A 23,710-nucleotide genomic window follows, 5' to 3' on the forward strand; every position below is an offset into this window, starting at 1 on the left:
AAGTTCTAGACATAAAGTTCTAGAAAATCTATGCTGTCGGCATGAAGACAGCGTCCCCCCCTCTTTCCACGCCCAAGCCGACCCCGGCCGAGCTGGACCTGCTGCGCGTGCTGTGGCGCATCGGCGCGGCCGATGCCCGCCAGGTGCACGAAGCCCTGCTCCCCGAGCGCCCCGAGGCCAGCTATGCCACGGTGCTGCGCCAGCTGCAGCTGATGCACGCCAAGGGCCTGGTCGAGCGTGATGAATCCTGCCGCCCCCACCAGTACGCCGCCGCGCAGGCGCAGCAGACCCTGCAGACCCGCCTGCTCAAGGACCTCATCACCAAGGCCTTCGCCGGTTCGGGCAAGGCCCTGGTGATGGCTGCGCTGAAAGGCCATGTGAGCCGCAAGGAGCGTGACGAGATCCGCCGCCTGCTCCAGGACAAGGCGCAGGGGGGCGCGGAATGAGCGAGCTCCTGGATCTTCTTGACACGCTCCCCTGGCTGCCCGCACTGGGCTGGGCCCTGCTGAATTTCGTCTGGCAGGGCGCGCTGATCGGCGTGCTGATCGCCGGGGCGCTGCGTCTGCTGGCCCAGGCGCCCGCGCGGCACCGCTACCTGGTCTGCGGCCTCGGTCTGCTGTGGTGCCTGGCCCTGCCCCTGAGCGCCTGTCTGCAGGCCTGGGTGGCCGGGCCCGGCGAGCTGGAGCAGGCCCTTGAGTTCAGCAGCGAGCTGCTGTGGATGCAGGCCCTCACCGAGCTGATGCCGCAGGTGGTGCTGGCCTGGATTCTCGGCGTGGGGCTGATGAGCCTGCGTCTGGCCGGTGGCCTGTGGTGGGTGCGCGGGCTGCGTCGCGCGGCCGCTCCGGCGCCCGCTGAATGGCAGCTGCGCCTGGAGCTGCTGGCCCGCCGCCTGGGGCTCAGGCGGCCGGTGCGGCTGCTGCTGTCGGAGGCCGTCAGCGGCCCGGTGGCCCTGGGCCTGCTGCGGCCCCTGGTGATCCTGCCCTGCAGCCTGCTGAGCCAGATGCCCCCGGCCCTGGTGGAGGCCCTGCTGGCCCACGAGCTGGCCCATGTGCGGCGCTGGGACTACGGCATCAACCTGCTGCAGAGCCTGGCCGAAGCGCTGCTCTTCTTCCACCCGGTGGTGTGGTGGCTGTCCGAGCGCATGCGCGCCGAGCGCGAGCAGGTGGCCGACGCCCTGGCGGCCCAGGCCCTGGCCCAGCCGCGGGACCTGGCCCGCGCCCTGCAGCAGCTGAGCGAATGGCAGCCGCCCGTCCTGCCCCTGGTGCAGGCGGCCCGAGGCCGGCACGGTGGCCTGCTGCTGCAGCGCGTGCGCGGCCTGCTGCAGCCCGGCGAGCGCCTGATGCCGGCCTGGAAGCTGGCCCTGCCCGCCCTGCTGCTGGCCCTGGGCGGCCTGCTGGCCCAGGCGCAGGCCAAGGTCAATGCCGGCAGCGAGGCCGGCACAGAGGCCGCCGTGCTGGCGGCCCTGCCGCCGACCGCCGCCTCCGAGCCGGAGCCCGCGGGGCCCGCCGCCTCGGCGGTGGCGGCGCAGGCCGTGCTGCAGGCCGCGTCTTCCGCGCCCTCGCAGCCCACGGCCGTGCTGGCCGCACCCACCCGGCCCACGACCTCCGGCTGGCGCCTGCCCGTCAACGCCCGCCATGCCGTGGTGATCGAGGAAGGCAGCGGCCGTGTGCTGATGGCCAAGGATGCCGACGAGCCGGTGCCCATCGCCTCGCTGACCAAGCTGGTGACGGCCATGGTGGTGCTGGATGCGCGCCAGGACCCGCAGGAGCAGTTGCGCATTGCTGATGAAGATGTGGACCGCCTCAAGCACAGCGCCTCGCACCTCAAGGTGGGCAGCCGCCTGCCGCGTGAGGCCGCGCTGAAGCTGGCGCTGCTGTCCTCGGAGAACCGCGCGGCCTCGGCGCTGGCCCGGGCCTATCCGGGCGGCCTGGAGGCCTTCCGCCAGGCGGTGCGGCGCAAGCTGCAGGGCCTGGGCCTGCAGCGCACCGTGATCCAGGAGCCCACCGGTCTGTCGCCGGAGAACGTCTCCACCGCCAGTGAGATGGCACGCATCGCCGCCGCGGCCAGCCGCTACAGCGAGATCAACGCCATCACCAGTGCGTCCAAGGCCCGGGTCCCGGTCAATGGCCAGGCCCGCGAGTTCCACAACACCAACCGCCTGGTGGGCCGCAAGGGCTGGGACATCCTGCTGTCCAAGACCGGCTACACCGAGGAGGCGGGCCGCTGCCTGACCATGCGCATGAAGGAGGCGGGCAAGGCCGTCACCGTCGTGCTGCTGGACGCCGACGGCTCGGCCCAGCGCCTCAAGGACGCCGCGGCCATCCGCCGCTCGCTGGGTCGCTGAGCCGCTGAGCGTCAACTGGCGCGGGCCCCGGTGGGTGGCCCGCGCCGCCTCCACCCGCTTCCTCACTTCCTCAGTTCCTGCGCAGACAGCCCGGCAGGCCCGGGCTGGGCTGCCGCCTGCCTCTTCGATCGCTGCACTGGAGTTCCATGCCCCCGCTCTTGCGTCTCTTCCTGATGGTCTGCTGTCTGCTGCCGCTGAGCTGGCCGCCAGAGGTCGGTGCCCAGGCCACGCCCGCCGCCTATGCCCTGGACCGCACCGAGGTCCACCGCCTGCACTCGCGCCTGCTGCAGCGGGACTACGAGCTCTACATCGGCCTGCCGCCCGAGAGCGAGGCCGGCGCCCGCCTGCCGCTGCTCTTCGTCACCGACGCGCCGGTGGCCTTCCCGGTGATCCGCGCGATGAGCCGGCGCCTGGGCCACGAGGGGCCGCAGTCCCAGCAGATGGTGCTGGTGGGCCTGTCCTATGCCCTGGGCGACAGCGCCACGGTGAGCCGCAACCGCGACTACACGCCCAGCCAGCGCGCCTCGAAGGACGAGGACAGCAGCACCCGCTACGGCGAGGCCGAGGCCTATGTGCGCTTCATCCGCGAGGAGGTGCTGCCCTATCTCGCCACCCATGTGCCGCAGGCCGACCCTTCACGGCGCTACTTCGCCGGCCACTCCTACGGCGGCCTGTTCGGTGCGCATGTGCTGCTGCATCACACGGACCTGTTCCAGCGCTACATCCTCAGCAGCCCGTCGCTGTGGTACGACCAGGAGCGCGTGCTGCGCGAGGCGGCGCAGCTGGCCGCGAAGCGCCAGCCGCTGAAGGCCCAGGTGCTGCTGCTGGCCGGCGCCAAGGAGCAGGCGGCGCCGGGCCGGCGCCCGCGGCCGGGGCGGGAGGCCGATGGCGACATCGTCGGCAATGTGCGCCGCTTCGAGCGCCTGCTGGCGCAGCTGCCCGGCGTGCAGGTGCAGAGCCAGATCATCCCGGACGAGGACCACCTCTCCGCCTTCCCCAGCGCCATGGTGCGCGGCCTGCGCTGGGCGCTGCCGCGGCGCTGAGCGCCCTCAGCGGAGTACCTGGTGCACCGCTGGATCGCCGTAGAGCGACTCGTAATGGAGCGTGATGGACAGGCGCTGAAGCAGCGCCTCCAGCGCGTCCGGCTTCAGCGTGCAGCCCGGCCCTGCCGAGGACAGCACCATCTGCCGCTGGTTGACGCGGTAGAAGTGCACCAGCGAGCCCGAGCCCATGCAGGCCGGGTCCAGCCCCAAGGCCCGGGCGGCGGCGGCCGTGCTGGGCTGGGGCTTGCCGTCCACCTGGATGTCGGCCCGCGTCACCCGCGCCGGACCCAGGCCGCTGTTCTGCACCAGCAGCACCCAGCTGCCGTCGAGCTCGGTGTTGAGCTCGGTGTCCAGGATGGGTTGCACCATCAGCCGGTTGTGCTTCTGGATGGCATAGCCCTGCCACAGCGTGGCGGCCAGGGCGCAGACGGACACCACCATGGTCCGGGTGCGGATGGCGGTGAGGGTGGCCCAGCGGCGGCCTTGCGGCGCCGGGGCGGGGGAGGGGGCTTGGGTCATGGGATGGGCTTCTCGCAGGAGGCTGGATGCAGGTGCCGGCTCAGGCCGCCGGCTTGGGCCGGTGCGCCGCGTCGGGCTTCTCGATCCAGGCGCGCAGCTCGGCGCTGCGGGCATGCTGCGGGGCCAGCTCCACAAAGCTCTTGTAGGCGGCCAGGGCCGCGGCCTCGTCACCGGCCTGCAGCTGGGCATCGCCCAGGTTCAGCCAGGCCAGCGCGCGGCTGCCGTCCATCTCGATGGCCTTCTGGTACCAGCGCGCCGCCTCCACGGGCTTGCCGCGCTTGTAGTAGATGAAGCCCAGGTTGTTGGCCGCCAGCGCGAAGCGGGGCTGCAGCTTCAGGGCCTCAGTGAAGGCGGCCTCGGCCTCTTCGTAGCGGCGCTCCTTGTAGAGCTGCAGGCCGCGGTCATTGGCGCGCTGGGCGGCCACGCGGGCGCCGGGGTCCACCTTGGCGGTGGGCGCGGCAATGGCGACCTCCTTGCCGTCCAGGCCCTGCAGCTTGACCTGCACGGCCTTGGCGCTGGGCGCCTGCGCGGCGGTCTTGGCCTCGTCCAGGCGCTTGGCCAGGGCGGAGGCCTGGGCGTCGAGCTGGCCGCTGTCGCCGCTGAGCGCCTGCTCGGGCGTGGCCGCCAGCTCGAAGACGAACTCGCCGCCCTCCGAGCCCGGCAGGCTGCCGAAGGCCGGCGTCTGGTGGGCCACGGCGGACACGGCCGGCGCCACATAGGCGGCCAGCTCGGTGGCGGTGATGAGGCCGTCGCCGTTGAGGTCGGCCTTGCCGGCGAGGGCCTGCAGCAGGGTCCAGGTGAAGACCGAGTGGCCGCCGGGGCCGTCGTCGGCCACCTGCTGGTCGGTGCCGCCGGCCGTCATCATCTGGCGGCCCAGGCGGCGGGCGTTGTCGCGGATGAAGTTGTTGCTGTTCGAGGCGCCGCCGCCGCGCGTCAGGCCCAGGCCCGAGTAGCAGGCATCGATCACGAACAGCGCATGCTTGGCCGGCAGCGCCTCGCCCAGCTCCTGCAGCTGGGGCATGGCGATGGCGTCGGTCTGCAGGTCGTCCAGGCCGGCGTCGACCGGGATCACATAGCCCACCTCGCGCCCGCTGGGCAGCTTGCGCGTGCTGCCATGACCGGCGAAGAAGACGAAGACGCGGTCGTCGCGCTTGAGCTCCTTGCCCGAGAGCTTGTTCAGCGCGCGCAGGATGTTGGCCCGCGTGGCCTCGCCGTCCAGCAGCAGCTTGACGTTCTCGGCGCGGAAGCCGAAGCGGGTCTGCAGCGTCTCCTGCATGGCCTTCGCGTCGCGGCCGGCGTGCTGCAGGCGCGGCCAGCGCTGGTACTGGTCGATGCCGATGATCAGCGCATGGCTGTCGCGGTAGAGCGCGGCGCCGCTGAGCTGGGTGTCCCCCGTCTCGAGGGGCTTGCGGTCGGCGCTGAGGAACTGACCGTCCTTCCAGCTGGCGAACTTGTAGCCCTCGGCCACCAGCTGGTCCAGCACCAGGGGCAGGGCCTGGACGGTGCGGGCATGGATGTCGTGGAAGAGGATGATGCCCCGCTGCTGCTTCTGCACCTCGCCGATCACGCGGGCGGCGATGGACTTGGGGATGGGGTCGGACCAGTCCAGCGAGTCGATGTTCCACATCATCGAGCGCAGCTTCAGGGCCTCGATGGTGTCCAGCGCCTGGTCGTTGCGCGCACCGTAGGGAAAGCGGAAGAGCGCCTGGCCGCTGCGGCCGGCCTTGTCCAGCAGGGCCTCGGTGTGCGCGGCCTCGTCACGCACCTGTTCCTGCGCGAACTTGGACATCAGCCCGTGGGTGAAGCTGTGGTTGGCCAGCTGGTGGCCGGCGGCGAGCACGCGCTTGGCGACGTCGCTGCCGGGCCCGGGCTTCACCTGGCCCTGGGCGTCGACGCTGCCGAGGTTCTGCCCCAGCTCGAAAAAAATCGCGGGCGCCTGGTAGCGCTGCAGGATCTCCAGGATCTCGTCGGTGTAGCGGCCGTGCGGGCCGTCGTCGAAGCTGAGCAGCACCGTCTTCTCGGGCAGCTGCTGGCCGAAGAGTTCGCGCTCGCTCTTGCCGGCGCTGGGCCTGGCCTGCGCCGAGGGCAGGATGGTGGCGTAGTCCTTGAGGATCTGCTCGCGGCTGTAGATCGTCTTGAGCTTGGCGACGTAGTCCGTCCACTTCTCGCGCTTGAGCTCGATGCCGCGCTGGGCGAAGCGGCCGAAGGTGTCGCGCAGCTCGCGCTCGTAGGCCTGCTCCACCTCGGCCAGCACGGCCAGGTCTTCCTGCGCGCGCTTGGCCAGCTTCAGCCCGGCGATGCTCTGGCTGGCGCCCAGGCGCTGCTGCAGCTGCAGCAGCAGGTCCTTGAAGGCCAGGCGGTCGGCGTCGAACCAGCTGGGTTCGCCCTCGATGCGGTCCAGCAGCTGCGCCAGCGCGTCCAGCGAGGCGTCCTTGGCGAAGGCCTGCTCCACCAGGGCGCGCTGGCCCTTCTGCAGGTCGTGGAAGAGCATCAGGCCCACGCTGGAGACGGCCTCGCGCTCGGCGGGCTTGAGCGCGGCCTCGCCGTCCATCAGCACGACCATCTGACGGTGCAGGGCCAGCAGGGCGTCGGCCTTGGCCGTGAGGCTGGGCGCGGTCTGCGCGGCGGAGGCCGCCGCGGACGCGGACAGCGCCGGGCCGGCGTTCGGGGTGCCGGGGCGCTGGCAGGCGCTCAGCGTGAGGCCCGCGGTCAGCAGCAAGCCGGCGAGCAGGCTCAGGCGCCAGGGGGTGGTGACGGACGACAAATCGGACTCCCTCTTCATGATGCAGGCGGCCCGAAGCGATGCCGGGCGCGGCCCGGATTGTGACCCGGCGCGAAGCCCGTCCTGCCCAGGCGCGACGCACGCCACGGACGCCTGCACTGGCGCAACGCTAAAATCCGCGGGTTTGCCCTCGCTCTGTTCCGGCTTCGCGGCCGGCTCCCGCCATGAACCTCTCCGCCCTCACCGCCCTGTCTCCCCTGGACGGCCGCTATGCCTCGCGCATGGGCAGCCTGCGCCCGCTGCTGTCCGAGTTCGGCCTGATGCACCGCCGCGTGCAGGTCGAGGTCGAGTGGTTCATCGCCCTGTCCGATGCCGGCTTTGACGAGTTCAAGCCCCTGTCCGCCGGCGCCCGCGAGCTGCTGCGCGCCCTGGTGACGAACTTCGCCGAGGCCGATGCCCAGGCCATCAAGGACATCGAGAAGACCACCAACCACGACGTCAAGGCCGTCGAGTACTGGATCAAGTCCCGCTTCGAGAGCCACGCGGAGCTGAAGGCCGCCGGCGAGTTCGTGCACTTCGCCTGCACCAGCGAGGACATCAACAACACCAGCCACGGCCTGATGCTCAAGGCCGCCCGCCAGGACGTGATCCTGCCCACGCTGGACCGCATCACGACCAAGCTCACCGGCATGGCCCACACCCTGGCCGCCGTGCCCATGCTCTCGCGCACCCACGGCCAGACCGCCAGCCCCACCACCGTGGGCAAGGAGATCGCCAACGTCGTGGCCCGCCTGCGCAATGCGCGCACCCGCATCGCCGACGTCAAGCTGCTGGCCAAGATGAACGGCGCCGTGGGCAACTACAACGCCCACCTCAGCGCCTGGCCCGCCTTCGACTGGGAGGCCTTCAGCCAGCGCGTGATCGAGCAGCAGCTGGGTCTCACCTTCAACCCCTACACCATCCAGATCGAGCCGCACGACTACATGGCCGAGCTGTTCGACGCGGTGACCCGCGCCAACACCATCCTGATCGACTGGTCGCGCGACGTCTGGGGCTACGTCTCCCTGGGCTACTTCAAGCAGCGCACCAAGGCCGGCGAGATCGGGTCCTCGACCATGCCGCACAAGGTCAACCCCATCGACTTCGAGAACGCCGAGGGCAATTTCGGCCTGGCCAACGCCGTGCTGACCCACCTGAGCCAGAAGCTGCCCATCAGCCGCTGGCAGCGTGACCTGACCGACTCCACCGTGCTGCGCAATATGGGCGTGGGCCTGGGCTACGCGCTGCTGGGCTACGACTCTCTGCTCAAGGGCCTGGACAAGCTGGAGGTCAACGAGGCCGCGCTGGCCGCCGACCTCGACGCCGCCTGGGAAGTGCTGGCCGAGCCCATCCAGACCGTGATGCGCCGCTACGCCCTGCCCAACCCCTACGAGCGCCTGAAGGAGCTGACCCGCGGCAAGGCCATCACCCGCGAGTCCATCCAGGACTTCATCCGCGGCCTGGAGCTGCCCGAGGCCGAGAAGGCCCGCCTGCTCGCACTGACGCCGGGCGGCTACACCGGCACGGCCGAGTCCCTGGCCCGCCGCATCTGAACGGGCGCGGGGCGGCACGGAAGCTCACTTCATGAGCCACCCCGTGAGCCCCCCCCACACCGACACCGCCCGCTTCGCCACCCTGCGCCGCATCCCCGGCGCCATCTGGGTGCTGGGCTTCGTGAGCCTGCTGATGGACATCTCCTCGGAGATGATCCACAGCCTGCTGCCGCTGTTCATGGTGGGCAGCCTGGGGATGAGCGCCACGGCCGTGGGCCTCATCGAGGGCGCGGCCGAGGCCACGGCGCTGATCGTCAAGATCTTCTCCGGCATGCTCAGCGACCACTGGGGGCGGCGCAAGCCCCTGGCCCTGCTGGGCTACGGCCTGGGCGCGCTCAGCAAGCCGCTGTTCGCGCTGGCCCCGGGCGCCGGCCTGCTGGTCACCGCGCGGCTCAGCGACCGCATCGGCAAGGGCCTGCGCGGCGCCCCGCGCGATGCGCTGGTGGCCGATATCGCGCCGCCCGAACTGCGTGGGGCGGCCTTCGGCCTGCGCCAGTCGCTGGACACCGTCGGCGCCTTCCTCGGCCCCCTGCTGGCCGCGGCATTGATGCTGCTGTGGGCGGGCGATTTCCGCGCCGTGTTCTGGGTCGCCTGCCTGCCGGCCGTGGCCTGCGTGCTGCTGCTGGCGGTGGGCGTGCGGGAGCCGGCACCGCCGCCGGCCGCCCATCGGCCCAACCCCCTGAGCCGTGCACAGCTGGCGCAGCTGGGGGCCGCGTTCTGGTGGGTGGCGGGCCTGGGCGCGCTCTTCACGCTGGCCCGTTTCAGCGAGGCATTCCTGGTCCTGCGCGCCCAGCAGCAGGGCATCCCCCTGGCCCTGGTGCCCCTGGTGATGGTGGCCATGAACGTGGTCTATGCCGCCTGCGCCTACCCCTTCGGCAAGCTGGCCGACCGCCTGCCGGTGACGCAGCTGCTGGCCTGGAGCCTGCTCGTGCTGCTGGCCTCGCAGGCCCTGCTGGGCTGGGCACAGGGCTGGCCCTGGGTGCTGGCCGGCGTGGCCCTGTGGGGTGTGCACCTGGGCATGAGCCAGGGCCTGCTGGCCGCCCTGGTGGCCGAGGTGGCGCCGGCCTCGCTGCGCGGCACGGCCTATGGCTTCTTCAACCTCTTCTGCGGCCTGGCCATGCTGGTGTCGGGCGGCCTGGCCGGCTGGCTGTGGGACGCCCTGGGCCCGGGCAGCACCTTCGCGATGGGCGGGCTGTGCAGCGTGCTGGCGCTGGCGGCGCTGAAGCTGCGGCTGCGTGGCTGAGTTCGTTCACTCCGCCAGCCCCTCCGACCGGTTCCCGGTGCCGGCATCGAGGCGCTTCGTCGCGGCCAGCAACACGTTCGCCATGTCGAGCAGCTCCTCTGGCAAAGGCGCGTCTCGCTGGGTCAACAGCCTGCTGAGACCGCCTGTGTTGACGCCGGCATGAGCGACGATCTGTTGGAGCCTGTCGAGGGCAGGCGCTTGAGGCGTGACAAGCGATGCCTTGTCCATGGGATCTGATGAAAGACTGACGGCCCAGCCCCTCACATACAACACGTGCAGCAAGCCCGCGACGATGTCGAGGGCGTCCCGCAAGGCGTGCGCCGGCGATTCTGCGTGAACCATGATGCCCTCAGCCAACAAGGGCGTCGCCCCCACTTCACACCGAAATGCATGCGCTGTTCCAGCAGCCGCTGCCTGCTGCTGCGGCTGGGAAACGCGGATCCACAGGGGAATGAGGGCCGAGGCGCTCGGTGGCTGGGTCCAGTACTTGAGCACCAGGCGACTGTCTGCAGCAGCTTGTCGCTGGGAGGCCGATTCGTTGTGGCTGGCCGACGAGTTGGCGCGGTGAATGCTGGCAATGGCCGCGAGCGTTGAATCAACGTCTGGCAAGTCCGCTCGGCGGGATTGGACCGACTGGAAGGCGCTTTCCAGCGTTTCGTCGGCATTGGCCCCGACGACGCCAAGATCCAGCAAGGTCGTGTCACCCAGCGTGACATGCAGCGTGCACGTGACCTCTGAAATGTCACCGTCCATGTCCTGCGCCAACTGAACCTGCGTGCAATAGGGCAGCCCAGCATGCATCACGCGATGCTCGATCGAAGAAGTGTGAGTAGACATGACGAGCATTCGCCCCCTTGTGACTTGGTGCAGGCGCGATGCCAGCTCATGAAGGCTATCGAGCTTCGGCGTAGCACGCGGCCTCATCTCTGTTCATCTCCTTAAAAGTTGGCAAGCACAGCAGATGACATCGACTCAACGAAGGATGAAGTGAACACCAGGGGCGGATGAGTTCGGAGCGCGGAACGAGTGCGTGCTGCCGGCTGATCCCTCAGCGCACCACGCCTTCCGCGAACCACTGGCCCCAGACGGCCGCCTGCAGGCGCTCGTCCGTGCGGCCGGGCAGGCGCGCCAGGGCGGCCTGCAGCGGGGCCTCGTCATTGCCGGCGCGGAAGAGCACGTGGTCGATGGGCCCGGCCTGCATCGCATACCAGGCGCCCAGCGTGCCCTCGTCGACCAGGGCCTGCAGCGCGGCCTCGAGCTGCTGGCGTTCCTCGGGGCGCAGCGCTGCGACGCCGGACAGCATCACGATGCGGTTCTCGACGATCTTCTTCAGGTTCAGGCCGGTGGTGTTCAGTGCCTTCTTCACCACGCAGGGCTGGGCGTTGAGCGTCATGTGGCCCAGGGCCACGTACTCGTCCTCGGTGAAGTAGGCGCGCAGCGCGTCCAGGTCGGGCGCGCGCACCACCACGATGCCGCGCTTGAGCTGGGACGGGTCGCGCATGGGGCCGGCCGCAAAGAGCTTGCCCGCCGCGAAGAGGCGGCCGAAGTTCTCGATATGGCCCTTCTGCATGGCCATGACCCGTTCCTTGTCCGGCGGGGTGGGCACGCCACGCTCCAGGAAAACGAACCAGTCGCGGCCGGGCACGGGCACCGGCGGGGGCGCTTCGTCCGCAAGGGCCGGTGGCAGGGCCATCGCGGCCGTGAGGGCGGTCAGGCCGGCGGCTTTCAGCGCGGTGCGTCTTTGCATGGCGAGCTCCTGGAGGCGGGATGGGGGGAGCATAGCCGCGGCTTCAACGCCCCGGGGGCAGCTGCTGCGGCCAGCGGATCAGCAGGCGGGCGCCGCCCAGCTCGGGCGCGCGCTGCATCAGGGCCTCGCCGCCATGGCTCTCGGCCACATGCCGCACGATGGCCAGGCCCAGGCCGAAGCCGCGCGAGCGGCGGTGGCGCTCCAGGCGCTTGAACGGGGTGAAGACCAGCTCGCGCAGGGCCTCGGGCACGCCCTCGCCGTCGTCGTCGATGGCCAGCCAGATCTGGCCCTGGTCCAGCCAGGCCTGCAGGCAGATGCGCGAGCGCGCATGGCGGGCCGCATTGCGCAGGCCGTTGCGCAGGGCATAGGGCAGGATCTGGGCGTCAAAGGGCAGGGCGGCATCGGGCAGCTTCAGAAGCAGGCTGAGGTCCTTGCCGTCCAGGAGCGGGCGCAGGCTCTCGGACTCCTGCACCAGCAGCTCGGTCAGGTCCCCGGGCTCGGGCTTGGCACTGAGGGCGCCGGTGTCCAGGCGGGCGAGCATGAGGCTGGCGTCGATCAGACCCTCGAGCTCCTCGATGTCGCGCTCGCAGGCCTGGACCTGGGCTTCGCGCCGGGCCGCGTCGTCCTCGTCGATCAGGGCGTCGATGGCGAAGCGCAGGCGCGCCAGCGGCGTGCGCAGCTCATGCGAGACCGCGCCGGTCAGCTCGCGCTGGCTGGCCAGGGCCGAGGCCAGACGCTGCAGCGTGGAGCGGATGGCATGGGCCAGCGGCGCGAAGAGGCGGCTGCGCGGGCGTGGCAGGGGGGTGTCGAAGTGGCCGGCGCTGATCTGGTCGGCGGCGGCCTGCAGCTCGCGCAGGTCCCGCCAGGCCGGGCGCAGCAGCCACCAGGCCAGGCCCATCACCGCGATGGACAGGGCCAGGCCCGTGAGCAACTGAAGCCACAGCTCGCGCGGCAGCTGCCAGGACTCCCCCGGCTGCCAGTCGGCATTGAGCGGGCCCAGCTGCAGCACGGCATCGCCCTTGGGATCCAGCCGCGCGTAGACCCGCCGGTTGAGGCCCGCCACCACCAGCTCGCCGCGCAGCAGCTGCTCCTGGCGCGCGCCGCTGAGGTCCTGCATGCGCACCAGGCTGACGGGATAGGCGAAGGTCTGGTCCAGCTGGCGGACGCGGGCCTCGCGGGCCTTGTGGTCCAAGGGGCGGAGCTCATTGACCAGCACGTCCACCGTGCCGCGCATGAAGCGCTTGACGTAGTCCGCCGTGAACTGGTCGACGGCCACCGCCACGAGGCCCTGGGCCATCAGCATCAGCGTCAGCACCGCCAGGCCCAGGCCCAGCGCGATGCGCGCCAGGGGCGAGGGCTTGAAACGGGGCAGGCGCAGCCAGCGCGGCATGGCGTCAGGGGACAAAAAGATAGCCCTGGCCGCGGACCGTCTTGATGCGCTCCGGCGCATGCGCATCGTCGCCCAGCTTGCGGCGCAGGCGCGAGACGCGGGCGTCGATGGCGCGGTCCAGGCCGTCGAACTCCAGGCCGCGCAGGCCCTGCATGATGTCCTCGCGCGAGACGACCTGGCCCGCACGGCGCGCCAGGAAGAGCAGCAGCTCGTACTCGGCCGTGGTCAGCTCCACGGCCTCGCCCTGCACGCGCAGTTCGCGGGCGGCCGGGCGGATCTGCACGGGGCCGAAGTCCATCTCGTCTCCCGCCTCGGCCGGGCCGGCCTCGCTGGGCGCGGCCGGCACGTCGCGGCGCAGCAGGGCCTTGAGCCGGGCCAGCAGCACGCGGGGTGCGACGGGCTTGGTGATGTAGTCGTCGGCCCCGCCTTCCAGGCCCAGGACCTGGTCGATGTCGTCGTCGCGGGCGGTCAGCATGACGATGCGGCCCTTGAAGTCGCGGCGCACGTCGCGCAGCACGTCGAAGCCGTCCTTGCCGGGCAGATGGCCGTCCAGCAGCACGACGTCGTAGGCCTCAGCGCGCAGCCGCGCCTCGCCCTCGGCGCCGTCACCACAGCAGTCGACGGCATAGCCGGCCTTGCGCAGCGCCTCGGCCACCAGCGCGGCCAGGCGGTCGTCGTCTTCCACGAGGAGGATGCGTGCGGGGTCCATGGGGCCGCAGTGTACGGAACAGCGCCCGTCCGCAGGGGTGACGATGGGCATGGGCCACGCCGGTCTTCCACAATCCGGGCACTGCCGACCCGGCAGGTCCAGGGAGGATGAAGGGTATGAAGCACAGGGTTCAAGGGCTGGTCTGGCTGGGGCTGGCGCTGGCAGGTGCCGCACAAGCCGATCCATGCCTCACGCAGCTGCCCCGCTCGCTGCAGGCCAGCGTGGCTGCGCAGGCGCCGCAGTACCGTTTGCCGTCTGCCGGGGACTATCCCGATGCAAAGGGTGCCTGCCCCGGGGTGCTCAGGGGCCGATGGGGCGGTAAGACCGCTGTGGCCGTGGTCCTCCCGAGCCGCGACGGGGCCGCCATGGAGCTGGTGCTGGCGCAGCCGCATGCGTCCTCCTGGCAGCTGGAGGTGCTGCTGCGGCCGTCCCGCCGTGACCGCCTGCCTACGCTGAGCACGGCACCCGCAGGACGCTATCTGCGCACGCCAGCCCTGGCTGAGGGAATGGAGCCCGGCGAGCAGAGCCCCCTGGCCTGTGCTGTCGACGGCCTGCGCCTGGACAGTCCGGAGTCAGCCGCCGCCGTGTTCTGCCCCACGTCCGCCGGATGGCGGCATGTCTGGGTGAGCGACTGAAGCGTCGGGGCCGCCCTCAGCTGCCATCGCCGGCGTTCAGGCCGTACTTGCGGATCTTGTCCGCCAGCGTGGTCTTGGGCGTGCGCAGGGCCTGGGCGCTGCGGGCGATGTTGCCGCCGTGGCGCTGCAGGGCCTCGCGGATGAGGCTCTTCTCGAAGTCCTCCACCGTCTCGGCCAGCGAGAGGGCCTGGGGCGCCGGCGCGTCCGCGTTGGCCTCGTTCTGCGCGTCGCCCAGCACATCGCTGCGCACGCCCAGCACCAGGCAGTCGGCCACATTGCGCAGCTCGCGCACATTGCCGGGCCAGTGGTGGGCGGTGAGGGTGCGCAGCTGGGTGACGCTGACCGTGGGCACGGCCAGGCCATAGCGGCTGGCGGCCAGCAGCAGGAAGTGCTCCAGCAGCAGGGGGATGTCCTCGCGCCGCTCGCGCAGGGGCGGGAGGTCGATGGTCACCACGTTGAGGCGGTAGTAGAGGTCGCTGCGGAAGCTGCCCTGACGGGACTTCTCCAGCAGGTCGTCCTTGCTCGCGGCCACCACGCGGCAGTCCACGGGCAGGGGCTGGTTGGAGCCCAGGCGCTCGATCTGGCGCTCCTGCAGCACGCGCAGCAGCTTGATCTGCGCGGCCATGGGCATGCTCTCGACCTCATCCAGGAACAGGGTGCCGCCGCTGGCATGCTCGATCTTGCCGATGCGCCGCTTCTGCGCGCCGGTGAAGGCGCCGGGTTCGTGGCCGAAGAGCTCGCTGTCCAGCAGGGTCTCGGGCAGGCCGCCGCAGTTGAGGGCCACGAAGGGGCCGCCGCGGCGCGCGGAGAGCTCGTGCAGGGCCTGGGCGACCAGCTCCTTGCCGGTGCCGGTCTCGCCGCGGATCAGCACGTCCACCCGCGACTCCGCCACGCGCGCCACCAGCTGGCGCACGGCCTCGATCTGCGGCGAACGCCCCACCAGCTGGCCGGCCACGCCGTCGCGCCGGGCCAGGGCCTCGCGCAGCTGGGCGACCTCCAGCGTCAGGCGGCGCTTGTCCAGGGCGCGGCGCACCACCTCGACCAGATGCTCGGGCGAGAAGGGCTTGGGGATGAAGTCATAGGCGCCGGCCCGCATCGCCTCCACCGCCAGGCTGACGTCGCCATGGCCGGTGATCATGATGACGGGCAGGGCGGCGTCCATGTCCTGGCAGTGGCGGACGAGGCTCAGGCCGTCGGCGCCGGGCAGGCGCATGTCGGTGACGACCACGCCGGCAAAGCCTGCATGCAGCAGCGGCCGGGCCTCCTCGACCGAGACCACCGCGCGGGCCGTCAGGCCGGCCAGCTGCAGGGCCTGGACGCAGCCCAGCTGCATGTGCAGATCGTCCTCGACCAGCAGGACGGACAGCTCGGGGTGGGGCGGCAGGCTCATGGCTGCATTGTCAGGCCTGGGCGGGCGCAGGGGTGTCGTCGGCCGGCAGATGCAGGATGAACTCCGCGCCGCCCTGCGGATGGTTGCGGGCCTCCAGCTCGCCGCCGCCTTCGCGGGCGATGTCGCGGGAGATGGCCAGCCCGAGGCCCAGCCCCACGCCCTGCTCCTTGGTGGTGAAGAAGGGCTCGAACAGGCGCTGCAGGGCCTCCTCGCCCAGGCCGGGGCCGCTGTCCCGCACCAGCAGCAAGACCTGACCCCCGCCCTGCAGGGCCTGCACCTGGATCACGGGCTCGTCCTGGCCCTGCACGGCGTCCAGGGCATTGCCGATGAGGTTCAGCAGCACCTGCTCCAGGCGGTTGGGGTCGAAGAAGGCGAAGACCTGGCCGGGCTCCAGTGTGCGTTCCAGCTGCACCTGCTGCTGGCGGATGCGCTGGTCGTGCAGGAAGAGGGCATTGCCCAGGGCCTGGCCCACGTCACAGCGCTGCGGGCGCGCCTGGCTCTTGCGGGCGAAGCCCTTGAGCGGCTGGATGATCTGGCCCATCTGATCGGCCAGGCGCGTGAGGATCTCGAGATTGCCCTGCACCGAGCGCAGGTCCTCGCGGCGCATGAACTCCAGCGCATTGCCGGCCAGGGTGCGGATGGCACCCAGCGGCTGGGCCAGCTCGTGCGTGATGCCCGTGGCCAGCTGCCCCAGCGCGGCCATCTTGCCGGCGTGCACCAGTTCGTCCTGCGCGCGGCGCAGGGTGGCCTCGGCCTGCTGGCGCTCGGTCACCTCCTGGGCGAGCTGGGCATTGGCCTCGGACAGGGCCTGCGTGCGCCGCGCCACCTGGTCCTCCAGCTCGGCATGGGCCTCCAGCTTCTGGCGCAGGATGCGGCGGCGCTGCAGCAGGATCAGGGCGCTCAGCAGCACCACGCCCAGGCCCAGGCTTGCGAGCAGGCCATGGGTGCTGGCCTGCTGGCGCACGGGGCGCAGGTCGCTGAACATCATCAGCCGCCAGTCCATGCCGTTGAGCGTGCGGCCCATCACCAGCATGGCGCGGCTGGCCAGCCGCGGTGCGGAAGCGGCCGCGCCCAGGCCGTTGGGCAGCACCCCCTCGACCACCTGGCTGTCCTCGTCCACCCGCAGGTCCACCTGCAGCGGGAAGCGCGGCAGGGGCTGGGCGGCATAGAGGCGCGAAAGCTGCAGGTCCACGCGCTGGTCCACGCTCAGCTCGGCCAGGCTGGTGTAGCGCCAGGCGGGCTCGGAGGAGAGGATGACCACCTGGTTGGAATCCGCCAGCAGGGCCGGCGAGCCCAGGGTGGCCCAGGCCTCGTTGATGGGGTCCAGCTTGATCTTGATGGCCGCCACGCCCACCACGCGGGCGCCGTCGTGGATGGGGTGCGAGACGTAGTAGCCCGGCCGCCCGTCCCGCGTGCCGATGGCGAAGTGCCGACCCACGCGGCCGGCCAGGGCCTCAAGGAAATAGGGGCGGAAGGAGAGGTCCTCGCCCAGCAGGCCCGGCTCGCTGGAGGCCAGCACCTGGCCCTGCTGGTTCTGGACAAAGAGCTCCAGGCTGCCCAGGTGGGCGTTGAGACGGCGCAGGTACAGGGCGGCCGCCTCGACGCGCGCGGGCGACTGCGGCTCGCGCAGCAGGGCCAGCACTTCCGGGCTCAGCTGCAGCGTGGCGGGGATGGATTCCTGCCGCTTGATCACCCCCTCCGCCGCGGCGGCGAAGAGCTCCAGCTGGTGGTTGGACTCGCGCCGCAGCGCCTCCGTGCCCTGGCGCAGGCTGGCGGTATAGGCCAGCCAGCCGGCGCCGCCGACGAGCAGCGCCGCGGCCAGCGAGCCGAGCAGGATGCGCAGACCTCTTTTCATGCGAACACCAGCATGCTCAGTACTTCGGCATGGACGGGGCGGAGCCACCGAAGGTGGCCAGCCCCACAGGCACGGCGTGCGCGGATCCGGCTCTGCCGGGCCGTCGCATGCGCCCCCTCGGGGGGCTGAGGCCGGACACCAAGGGCATGCACTTGGTGCCTGCCGAAGGGGCGGGCCTCTGGCCCGGCGTGGTCGGCACGACCGCGAAGCGAGTAGGGGGGGTCAATGGTTCAGGATCTTCGAGAGGAAGTCGCGGGCCCGTGCGGAGCGCTCCTCGGGCTTGCCGAAGAAGTCCTCCTTGCGGCAGTCCTCGACGATCTTGCCGGCGTCCATGAAGATCACCCGGTGGCTGACCTTCTTGGCGAAGCCCATCTCGTGCGTGACGCACATCATGGTCATGCCCTCGTTGGCCAGCTGCACCATCACGTCCAGCACCTCGCCGACCATCTCCGGGTCCAGCGCCGAGGTGGGCTCGTCGAAGAGCATCACGATGGGGTCCATGGACAGGGCCCGGGCGATGGCCACGCGCTGCTGCTGGCCGCCGGAGAGCTGGCCGGGGAACTTGTCCTTGTGGGCGGAGAGGCCCACGCGGTCCAGCATCTTCAGGCCGCGGGTCCTGGCATCGTCGGCATTGCGGCCCAGCACCTTGATCTGCGCGAGCGTCAGGTTGTCCGTCACCGAGAGATGCGGGAAGAGCTCGAAATGCTGGAACACCATGCCCACGCGCGAGCGCAGCTTGGGCAGGTTGGTCTTGGGGTCGGCCAGGGAGATGCCGTCCACCACGATGTCGCCCTGCTGGAAGGGCTCCAGCGCGTTGACGGTCTTGATCAGGGTGGACTTGCCCGAGCCCGACGGCCCGCAGACCACCACGACCTCGCCCTTCTGGATGCTGGTCGTGCAGTCGGTCAGCACCTGGAAGCTGCCGTACCACTTGGAAACGTTCTGGATCTGGATCATGGGTCGACCTCAGCGAATGATTTGGATACGACGCTGCAGCCGGCGCACGAGCATGGAGAGGCTGAAGCAGATCACGAAGTAGAGGCCCGCAGCCAGCAGATAGGTCTCCACCGGGCGGTTGAAGTTGCGGCCGGCCACCTCGAAGCCCTTGAGCAGGTCATAGGCACCGATGGCGTAGACCAGGGAGGTGTCCTGGAACAGGATGATGGTCTGCGTCAGCAGCACCGGCAGCATGTTGCGGAAGGCCTGCGGCAGCACCACCAGGGCCATGGCCTGGCGGTAGTTCATGCCCAGGGCGAAGGCCGCATAGGTCTGGCCCTTGGGCACGCTCTGCACGCCGGCGCGCATGATCTCGGCGTAGTAGGCCGCCTCGAAGAGCGTGAAGGTGATGAAGGCCGAGAGCTCCGCGCTGATGGGCCCGGTGAGCAGGGGCACCAGCAGGAAGAACCACAGGATCACCATCACCAGCGGGATGGAGCGCAGCAGGTTCACGTAGGCGGCTGCCGGCGCGCTGAGCCAGCGGTGGCTGGACAGCCGCATCAGCGCCAGCACCGTGCCCAGCAGGATGCCGCCCACCATGGCCACCAGGGTCAGCTGGATGGAAAAGATGAAGCCCTTGGCGATGAAGGCGCGCAGGAACTCGCCGGTCAGGAAGGAGAAGTCGAGATTCATTTGTGACCCGCTCCGGCAAGACCTGGCACCCGCACCCAGCGTTCGAGCAGGGCGGAAAGCAGGTAGACCGCAAAGGCGGACAGGAAGTACAGCAGGGTCACCATGGCGTAGACCTCGGTGGGGCGGGAGGTTTCCTCACCCACCTGGCGCGCGAACTGCGTCAGCTCCAGCACCGACAGCGCGAAGGCCACCGAGCTGTTCTTGACGATGCTCATGGCCTCGCTGGTCAGCGGCGGCACGATGATGCGGAAGGCCACCGGCAGCAAGATGTGGCGGTAGGTCTGGGGCAGGGTCAGGCCCAGGGCCAGGCCGGCCGCCTTCTGGCCGCGCGGCAGGCTCTGGATGCCGGCCCGCACCTGCTCGGAGATCCGTGCCGAGGTGAAGAAGCCCAGGCCGATGGCCGCGATCAGGAAGCTGGGCAGGCTCTTCATCGGCGCAATGAACTCCGGCGCCACGAAGAACCACAGGAACAGCTGCACGATCAGCGGGATGTTGCGGAACAGCTCGGTCCAGGCCTCGCCCAGGAAGGCGAGCTTGCGGTTCGGGCCGGTGCGCAGCACCCCCATCAGCGAGCCCAGCACCAGGGCGATGACCAGACCGATGGCCGAGACGGCCAGGGTCCAGCCCCAGGCCGAGAGCAGCCAGTCCAGATAGGTCTGCGTGCCGGGCTGGCCGAAGCAGCCCTGGACGACCGTCCCTTCGACGGTGTCCTTGCACCAGAGTTCCTGCCATTCGAATGTCATGGGGATCCTTTCCTGTGGGGTCAGGTCTTGCCTGCTCCCGTACCGTGGCTCCCGGTGGGGCCGCGGTCCTGGGCCTTACTTCTTGGCGTAGGCTTCCATGGGCTTGTCGTTCGGTGCGGCGAGCGCGGCCTTCAGGTTCTCGCTCATCGGCAGGCCCACACGGCTGTTGGTCGGGGGGATGGGCTGCATCAGCCACTTGTCATAGAGCTTGGCCATCTCGCCGGATTTCATCATCGCGACCAGGGTGTCGTCCACGGCCTTCTTGAAGGCGGGGTCGTCCTTGCGGAACATGATGGCGATGGGCTCGACCGACAGCACCTCGCCCACGATCTTGAAGTCCGCCGGGTTCTTGGCCTTGGCGATCAGGCCGGCCAGCAGGGAGCCGTCCATCACGAAGGCGTCGGCACGGCCGGACTCCAGCAGCAGGAAGCTGTCGGCGTGGTCCTTGCCGAAGACCTCCTTGAACTCCACGCCAGTGGCGCGCTCGTGCTTGCGCAGCGTCTGGACCGAGGTCGTGCCGGTGGTGGTGGCCACGGTCTTGCCGGCCAGCTGGCCGATGTTGGCGATGCCCGAGTTCGCCTTGACGGCGATGCGCACCTCTTCCACGAAGGTGGTCACGGCGAAGGCCACGTCCTTCTGGCGGGTCAGGTTGTTGGTGGTGGAGCCGCATTCCAGGTCCACCGCACCGTTCTGCACCAGGGGGATGCGGTTCTGCGAGGTCACCGGCTGGTACTTGATCTCCAGCTTGGCCAGGCCCAGCTGCTTCTGCACGGCGGCGGCCACCTTCTGGCAGATCTCCACGTGGTAGCCCACGTACTTGCCGTCGCCCAGGGTGTAGGAGAGCGCGCCGCTGGACTCGCGCACGCCCAGGGTCAGCGTGGCGCTGTCCTTGATCTTCTTCAGCGTGTCCTCGGCGCGGGCGGGCGCGGCGCTCAGGGCGGCCAGGCCCAGCAGCGTGGCCAGGGCGGAGGTGCGGAGGGACGTCTTCATGCGGATACCTGTCTCTTGATTTGTTGGAGGGGGATTCATTGCAGGGCGCGGTCCGAGGGCTGGCGGTAGAGCTGCAGCAGGGCCTCGGTGGGCGGCCAGTTGAGGTTCAGTCCCTTGGGCGGGATGGGGCGCTGGAACCAGCGCTGGTAGATCTTCAGCGCCTCGCCGCTCTGCATGAGGCGGCTCAGCTCGCGGTCGACCAGCGTCTTGAAGCCGGGATCCTCGCGGCGCAGCATGCAGCCATAGACCTCCGAGCTCATGGGCGCGCCGGTGAGGCGCCAGTCCTCGGGCTGGCTGGCCTTGGCGCGCTCGCCCAGCAGCAGGGCGTCGTCCAGCATGAGCGCGTCGACCTTGCCCGTCTCCAGGGACTGGAAGGCCTCACCGTGGTCGCGGGCCGAGAGCAGCTGGATGCGCCCGCCGTGGGTCTCGTTCCAGGCGCGCAGCAGGCGCTCCGACGTGGTGCCGGCGGTGACCACGGCACGGCGGCCGGCGAGGTCGGCGAACTCCTGCAGCGGCGAGTCCCGGCGCACCAGCATGCGGGTGCTGACGATGAAGATGGAGACCGAGAAGGCGACCTGCTTCTGCCGCGCCAGGGTATTGGAGGTGGAGCCGCATTCCAGGTCCACGGTGCCGTTCTGCACCAGCGACATGCGGTTCTGCGAGGTCACGGGCACCAGGCGCTGGGTGAGGGCCGGCAGCTTGAGCTCCTGGCGGATGCCCTCGACCACCTTGAGCATCAGGTCCTGCGAGTAGCCCACCACCTGGCGGCGCTGGTCATAGTAGGAGAAGGGCACTGAGGACTCGCGGTGGCCCAGGTTGATGGTGCCGGTGGCGGCAATGCGCTTGAGAGTCTCGCTCTGGGCCAGCAGCGGGCTCGCGTCCTTGCCCGCCACGGGATCGGCCGCCACGGCGCCGCCGGCCAGCAGGGGCAGGGTCAGCAGCAGGGAGGCGAGGCGGCGCAGCATGGGCCTCCGTCATGCAGAGGGCATGCCAGCTGGTGAAAACCCTGAGTTTGCGGGGCGGTGCCGCCGTGTGACGAGGCTAAGTCATTGATTTGCAAGCTGTGCCTGCCTGCGGCGTGCGAGCGGCAATGCGCTGGCTGCACGGAATTCCGTCAGGTCCGGCGCTGAGGGGACGGATTTCCGTTCGTGCGCGCCATGGCTCGGGGGGCAGGCAAGACCTGGCACGCCTGGCACGCGGCTGGCAGATGCGAACCGGCGTGCGGCGGCTCAATCCGCCCGGTCCTCCCACGCGATCGCCGCGATCTTCCAGCCCCGCGCCGTCTTCACGCACTGCAGCAGCTTGTGCCCCCGACCCTCGAAGGCCTGGCCCTCGCGGCGGCCGGCCTTGGCGTAGTGCAGGCGCAGCTGGGCCAGGCCGCCTTCGTGCTCGATCTGCAGGTCCTCGATCCACTCGTGGAAGTCCTGCAGCGCGCCGCTGGCAAAGGCCTCGGCGCGGGGTTCGATGAACTCGCGCAGGGAGAGGCTGCTCAGGGCCTCGCCCTGACGCACCACGATGCGGGCCTCGGGAAGCAGCCAGTGCGGCAGGGCGGCGAGCTGGTGGAGGCGGCCCGCGCGGTTGTCGAAGGCGCCGAGGAAGCGCTGCACCAGGGTGCGCAGCTGCTGGGCGTCGTCGCCCGCGGGCTCGGGCGAGCGCCATGCGTAGACGTGGGACAGGCCCTCGTGGGCCTCGGTCTGCTGCAGGCCCAGGTCCTGGAAGCCGATGTCCATCAGCACGCGGCCGGAGCTGTCGTTGTGGGGTGCGGTGGTGGCCAGCAGGTGGCGCAGGCCCAGCACCTCGTGGGCATAGCGCAGGGCGGCGGCGGCGGCCTCGCGGGCGTAGCCGCGGCCCCAGTGGCGCTCGGCCAGGCCGTAGCCGAGGTCGGGCTCAGGCAGGCCCTCGCGGTGGATCAGGCCGGCCAGGCCCAGGCGCTCGCCGTCCTCCTTGCGCTCCACGCACCAGAAACCGTGGCCCTGGGACCAGTAGCGGTTGAGCAGGCGGTCGCGCATCCACTGGCGGGCCTGCTCGGGCGTGCTGACGCCGGGGTCGGCGATATTGGCCTTCCAGGGCTCCTCGTTGATCAGGCCCAGGATGAAGGGCACGTCGCTGTCGTCGAACCAGCGCAGGCGCAGGCGTTCGGTTTCCAGAATCTGCATCGTCGGGACTCTCGTGTGCTGAGGGGCGGCGGCCAGCCAGCCCGGATGAACGGGAAATGGGCCGAAAGCGAGACAATACGGCACCTCCACCAGCCCAGCCCGCTCAAGGGTGCGATCCATGACCTTCCTCCAGCAACTCCACGCCGCCGAACGCCTGAACCAGTCGATGCTCTGCGTGGGCCTGGATCCGGAGCCGGGCAAGTTCCCCGGGGCCTGGAAGGGCGATGCCGGCCGCATCTACGACTTCTGCAGCGCCATCGTGGACGCCACCAAGGACCTGGTCAGCGCCTTCAAGCCCCAGATCGCCTACTTCGCCGCCCACCGCGCCGAGGACCAGCTGGAGCGGCTGATGGCCCACATCAAGCGCGTGGCACCCCAGGTGCCGGTGATCCTGGACGCCAAGCGCGGGGACATCGGCTCCACCGCCGAGCAGTACGCCCGCGAGGCCTTCGTGCGCTACCAGGCGGACGCCGTCACGCTCTCGCCCTTCATGGGCTTCGACACCATCGAGCCCTTCCTGCGCTACGCGGACAAGGGCGTGATCCTGCTGTGCCGCACCTCCAACCCCGGCGGCAGCGACTGGCAGAACCAGCGCCTGGCTGACGTCCCCGGCCAGCCCCGCCTCTACGAGCACCTGGCCCACCTGGCCCAGACCGAGTGGAACAAGACCGGGCAGCTGGGCCTGGTCGTGGGCGCGACCTTCCCCGAGGAGATCGCCCGGGTGCGCGAGATCGCCCCGACCCTGCCCCTGCTGATTCCCGGCGTGGGCGCCCAGGGCGGCGATGCCGCGGCCACGGTGCGCGCGGGCTGGCGCGGCACGGCCGAGGCCAGCAGCGCGCCCATCATCGTCAATTCCTCCCGCGCGGTGCTCTACGCCAGCAGCGGCGAGGACTTCGCCGCCGCCGCCCGCCGCGTGGCCCTGGCCACGCGCGAGCAGCTCAACGCCGCCCGCGGCTGAAGCCCAGGCGCGCGCCTGGGTCAAGCCCGCGCGGACCCAGGCTGC

21 protein-coding genes are annotated in these 23,710 nt (G+C 70.6%); 7 read left to right on the plus strand and 14 right to left on the minus strand.

The features are described 5' to 3' along the window. Positions 1-41 precede the first annotated feature (41 nt). The 3 genes from O9Y01_RS07705 to O9Y01_RS07715 all read left to right on the plus strand — a co-directional run bounded on the left by O9Y01_RS07705 (position 42) and on the right by O9Y01_RS07715 (position 3,387). Positions 42-446: a BlaI/MecI/CopY family transcriptional regulator gene (locus O9Y01_RS07705; RefSeq protein WP_269630953.1), complete on the plus strand. Its 405-nt coding sequence runs from the start codon at positions 42-44 to the stop codon at positions 444-446. Next, positions 443-2,344, plus strand: a complete 1,902-nt coding sequence (locus O9Y01_RS07710) for a M56 family metallopeptidase (RefSeq protein WP_269630954.1) — start codon at positions 443-445, stop codon at positions 2,342-2,344. Before O9Y01_RS07705 ends, O9Y01_RS07710 begins: the two co-directional genes overlap by 4 nt. Positions 2,345-2,490: 146 nt before the next feature. Next, complete coding sequence (locus tag O9Y01_RS07715; RefSeq protein ID WP_269630955.1) at positions 2,491-3,387, plus strand: alpha/beta hydrolase; 897 nt, start codon at positions 2,491-2,493, stop codon at positions 3,385-3,387. Between the two features lie 6 nt (positions 3,388-3,393). Here O9Y01_RS07715 and O9Y01_RS07720 read toward each other — a convergent pair whose 3' ends face one another. Then, complete coding sequence (locus tag O9Y01_RS07720) at positions 3,394-3,906, minus strand: hypothetical protein (RefSeq protein WP_269630956.1); 513 nt, start codon at positions 3,904-3,906, stop codon at positions 3,394-3,396. A 40-nt stretch (positions 3,907-3,946) separates the two neighbouring features. Continuing rightward, complete coding sequence (locus O9Y01_RS07725; RefSeq protein ID WP_269630957.1) at positions 3,947-6,670, minus strand: polysaccharide deacetylase family protein; 2,724 nt, start codon at positions 6,668-6,670, stop codon at positions 3,947-3,949. 182 nt (positions 6,671-6,852) lie between these two features. Between O9Y01_RS07725 and purB the strand changes: the two genes are divergently transcribed. Together purB and O9Y01_RS07735 are read left to right on the plus strand one after the other, a co-directional pair. Next, positions 6,853-8,220, plus strand: a complete 1,368-nt coding sequence (purB, locus tag O9Y01_RS07730; RefSeq protein ID WP_269630958.1) for an adenylosuccinate lyase — start codon at positions 6,853-6,855, stop codon at positions 8,218-8,220. A gap of 43 nt (positions 8,221-8,263) precedes the next feature. Further along, positions 8,264-9,463, plus strand: coding sequence for an MFS transporter (locus O9Y01_RS07735; protein ID WP_269630959.1), 1,200 nt, complete (start codon positions 8,264-8,266; stop codon positions 9,461-9,463). A gap of 6 nt (positions 9,464-9,469) precedes the next feature. On the opposite strand, the gene O9Y01_RS07740 is transcribed toward O9Y01_RS07735, so the two are convergent. The 4 genes from O9Y01_RS07740 to O9Y01_RS07755 all read right to left on the minus strand — a co-directional run bounded on the left by O9Y01_RS07740 (position 9,470) and on the right by O9Y01_RS07755 (position 13,309). After that, positions 9,470-10,300: a hypothetical protein gene (locus O9Y01_RS07740; protein ID WP_269630960.1), complete on the minus strand. Its 831-nt coding sequence runs from the start codon at positions 10,298-10,300 to the stop codon at positions 9,470-9,472. Positions 10,301-10,511: 211 nt separating this feature from the next. Then, positions 10,512-11,210, minus strand: coding sequence for a YciI family protein (locus tag O9Y01_RS07745; RefSeq protein ID WP_269630961.1), 699 nt, complete (start codon positions 11,208-11,210; stop codon positions 10,512-10,514). A 43-nt stretch (positions 11,211-11,253) separates the two neighbouring features. Next, positions 11,254-12,615, minus strand: a complete 1,362-nt coding sequence (locus O9Y01_RS07750) for an ATP-binding protein (protein WP_269630962.1) — start codon at positions 12,613-12,615, stop codon at positions 11,254-11,256. Then, on the minus strand, positions 12,605-13,309 hold the full coding sequence (locus O9Y01_RS07755) for a response regulator transcription factor (RefSeq protein ID WP_269630963.1): 705 nt from the start codon (positions 13,307-13,309) through the stop codon (positions 12,605-12,607). Before O9Y01_RS07755 ends, O9Y01_RS07750 begins: the two co-directional genes overlap by 11 nt. Positions 13,310-13,425: 116 nt before the next feature. Here O9Y01_RS07755 and O9Y01_RS07760 point away from each other — a divergent pair, with 116 nt between their 5' ends. Next, a complete protein-coding gene (locus tag O9Y01_RS07760; protein WP_269630964.1) occupies positions 13,426-13,944 on the plus strand; it encodes a hypothetical protein in 519 nt (172 codons plus the stop codon). Between the two features lie 16 nt (positions 13,945-13,960). On the opposite strand, the gene O9Y01_RS07765 is transcribed toward O9Y01_RS07760, so the two are convergent. From O9Y01_RS07765 to O9Y01_RS07800, 8 genes are all read right to left on the minus strand, one after another. Next, complete coding sequence (locus O9Y01_RS07765; RefSeq protein ID WP_269630965.1) at positions 13,961-15,334, minus strand: sigma-54-dependent transcriptional regulator; 1,374 nt, start codon at positions 15,332-15,334, stop codon at positions 13,961-13,963. 10 nt (positions 15,335-15,344) lie between these two features. Beyond that, entirely contained in the window at positions 15,345-17,189 is a 1,845-nt protein-coding gene (locus O9Y01_RS07770) for a sensor histidine kinase (RefSeq protein WP_269630966.1), read from the minus strand. Between the two features lie 222 nt (positions 17,190-17,411). Further along, complete coding sequence (locus tag O9Y01_RS07775; RefSeq protein WP_269630967.1) at positions 17,412-18,146, minus strand: amino acid ABC transporter ATP-binding protein; 735 nt, start codon at positions 18,144-18,146, stop codon at positions 17,412-17,414. Between the two features lie 9 nt (positions 18,147-18,155). Beyond that, the gene (locus O9Y01_RS07780) at positions 18,156-18,818 is read right to left on the minus strand and encodes an amino acid ABC transporter permease (protein ID WP_269630968.1); all 663 of its coding nucleotides are present in this window, start codon (positions 18,816-18,818) and stop codon (positions 18,156-18,158) included. Next, a complete protein-coding gene (locus O9Y01_RS07785; RefSeq protein WP_269630969.1) occupies positions 18,815-19,561 on the minus strand; it encodes an amino acid ABC transporter permease in 747 nt (248 codons plus the stop codon). Before O9Y01_RS07785 ends, O9Y01_RS07780 begins: the two co-directional genes overlap by 4 nt. A gap of 75 nt (positions 19,562-19,636) precedes the next feature. Beyond that, positions 19,637-20,551, minus strand: coding sequence for an amino acid ABC transporter substrate-binding protein (locus O9Y01_RS07790; protein WP_269630970.1), 915 nt, complete (start codon positions 20,549-20,551; stop codon positions 19,637-19,639). A 35-nt stretch (positions 20,552-20,586) separates the two neighbouring features. Next, entirely contained in the window at positions 20,587-21,516 is a 930-nt protein-coding gene (locus O9Y01_RS07795; protein ID WP_269630971.1) for a transporter substrate-binding domain-containing protein, read from the minus strand. Positions 21,517-21,780: 264 nt separating this feature from the next. Next, entirely contained in the window at positions 21,781-22,707 is a 927-nt protein-coding gene (locus tag O9Y01_RS07800; protein ID WP_269630972.1) for a GNAT family N-acetyltransferase, read from the minus strand. A 118-nt stretch (positions 22,708-22,825) separates the two neighbouring features. Between O9Y01_RS07800 and pyrF the strand changes: the two genes are divergently transcribed. Then, a complete protein-coding gene (gene pyrF, locus O9Y01_RS07805) occupies positions 22,826-23,665 on the plus strand; it encodes an orotidine-5'-phosphate decarboxylase (RefSeq protein WP_269630973.1) in 840 nt (279 codons plus the stop codon). Positions 23,666-23,710: the final 45 nt, after the last annotated feature.

It is taken from the genome of Pelomonas sp. BJYL3 (genome assembly GCF_027257975.1).
GTDB classification, from domain to species: domain Bacteria; phylum Pseudomonadota; class Gammaproteobacteria; order Burkholderiales; family Burkholderiaceae_C; genus Roseateles_B; species Roseateles_B flavus.

Coding starts and splice junctions, on each gene's coding strand:
- O9Y01_RS07705 (WP_269630953.1), top strand. CDS start 42: ATGAAGACAGCGTCCCCCCCTCTTTCCACGCCCAAGCCGACCCCGGCC.
- O9Y01_RS07710 (WP_269630954.1), top strand. CDS start 443: ATGAGCGAGCTCCTGGATCTTCTTGACACGCTCCCCTGGCTGCCCGCA.
- O9Y01_RS07715 (WP_269630955.1), top strand. CDS start 2,491: ATGCCCCCGCTCTTGCGTCTCTTCCTGATGGTCTGCTGTCTGCTGCCG.
- O9Y01_RS07720 (WP_269630956.1), bottom strand. CDS start 3,906: ATGACCCAAGCCCCCTCCCCCGCCCCGGCGCCGCAAGGCCGCCGCTGG.
- purB (WP_269630958.1), top strand. CDS start 6,853: ATGAACCTCTCCGCCCTCACCGCCCTGTCTCCCCTGGACGGCCGCTAT.
- O9Y01_RS07740 (WP_269630960.1), bottom strand. CDS start 10,300: ATGTCTACTCACACTTCTTCGATCGAGCATCGCGTGATGCATGCTGGG.
- O9Y01_RS07745 (WP_269630961.1), bottom strand. CDS start 11,210: ATGCAAAGACGCACCGCGCTGAAAGCCGCCGGCCTGACCGCCCTCACG.
- O9Y01_RS07755 (WP_269630963.1), bottom strand. CDS start 13,309: ATGGACCCCGCACGCATCCTCCTCGTGGAAGACGACGACCGCCTGGCC.
- O9Y01_RS07760 (WP_269630964.1), top strand. CDS start 13,426: ATGAAGCACAGGGTTCAAGGGCTGGTCTGGCTGGGGCTGGCGCTGGCA.
- O9Y01_RS07765 (WP_269630965.1), bottom strand. CDS start 15,334: ATGAGCCTGCCGCCCCACCCCGAGCTGTCCGTCCTGCTGGTCGAGGAC.
- O9Y01_RS07770 (WP_269630966.1), bottom strand. CDS start 17,189: ATGAAAAGAGGTCTGCGCATCCTGCTCGGCTCGCTGGCCGCGGCGCTG.
- O9Y01_RS07775 (WP_269630967.1), bottom strand. CDS start 18,146: ATGATCCAGATCCAGAACGTTTCCAAGTGGTACGGCAGCTTCCAGGTG.
- O9Y01_RS07780 (WP_269630968.1), bottom strand. CDS start 18,818: ATGAATCTCGACTTCTCCTTCCTGACCGGCGAGTTCCTGCGCGCCTTC.
- O9Y01_RS07785 (WP_269630969.1), bottom strand. CDS start 19,561: ATGACATTCGAATGGCAGGAACTCTGGTGCAAGGACACCGTCGAAGGG.
- O9Y01_RS07790 (WP_269630970.1), bottom strand. CDS start 20,551: ATGAAGACGTCCCTCCGCACCTCCGCCCTGGCCACGCTGCTGGGCCTG.
- O9Y01_RS07795 (WP_269630971.1), bottom strand. CDS start 21,516: ATGCTGCGCCGCCTCGCCTCCCTGCTGCTGACCCTGCCCCTGCTGGCC.
- O9Y01_RS07800 (WP_269630972.1), bottom strand. CDS start 22,707: ATGCAGATTCTGGAAACCGAACGCCTGCGCCTGCGCTGGTTCGACGAC.
- pyrF (WP_269630973.1), top strand. CDS start 22,826: ATGACCTTCCTCCAGCAACTCCACGCCGCCGAACGCCTGAACCAGTCG.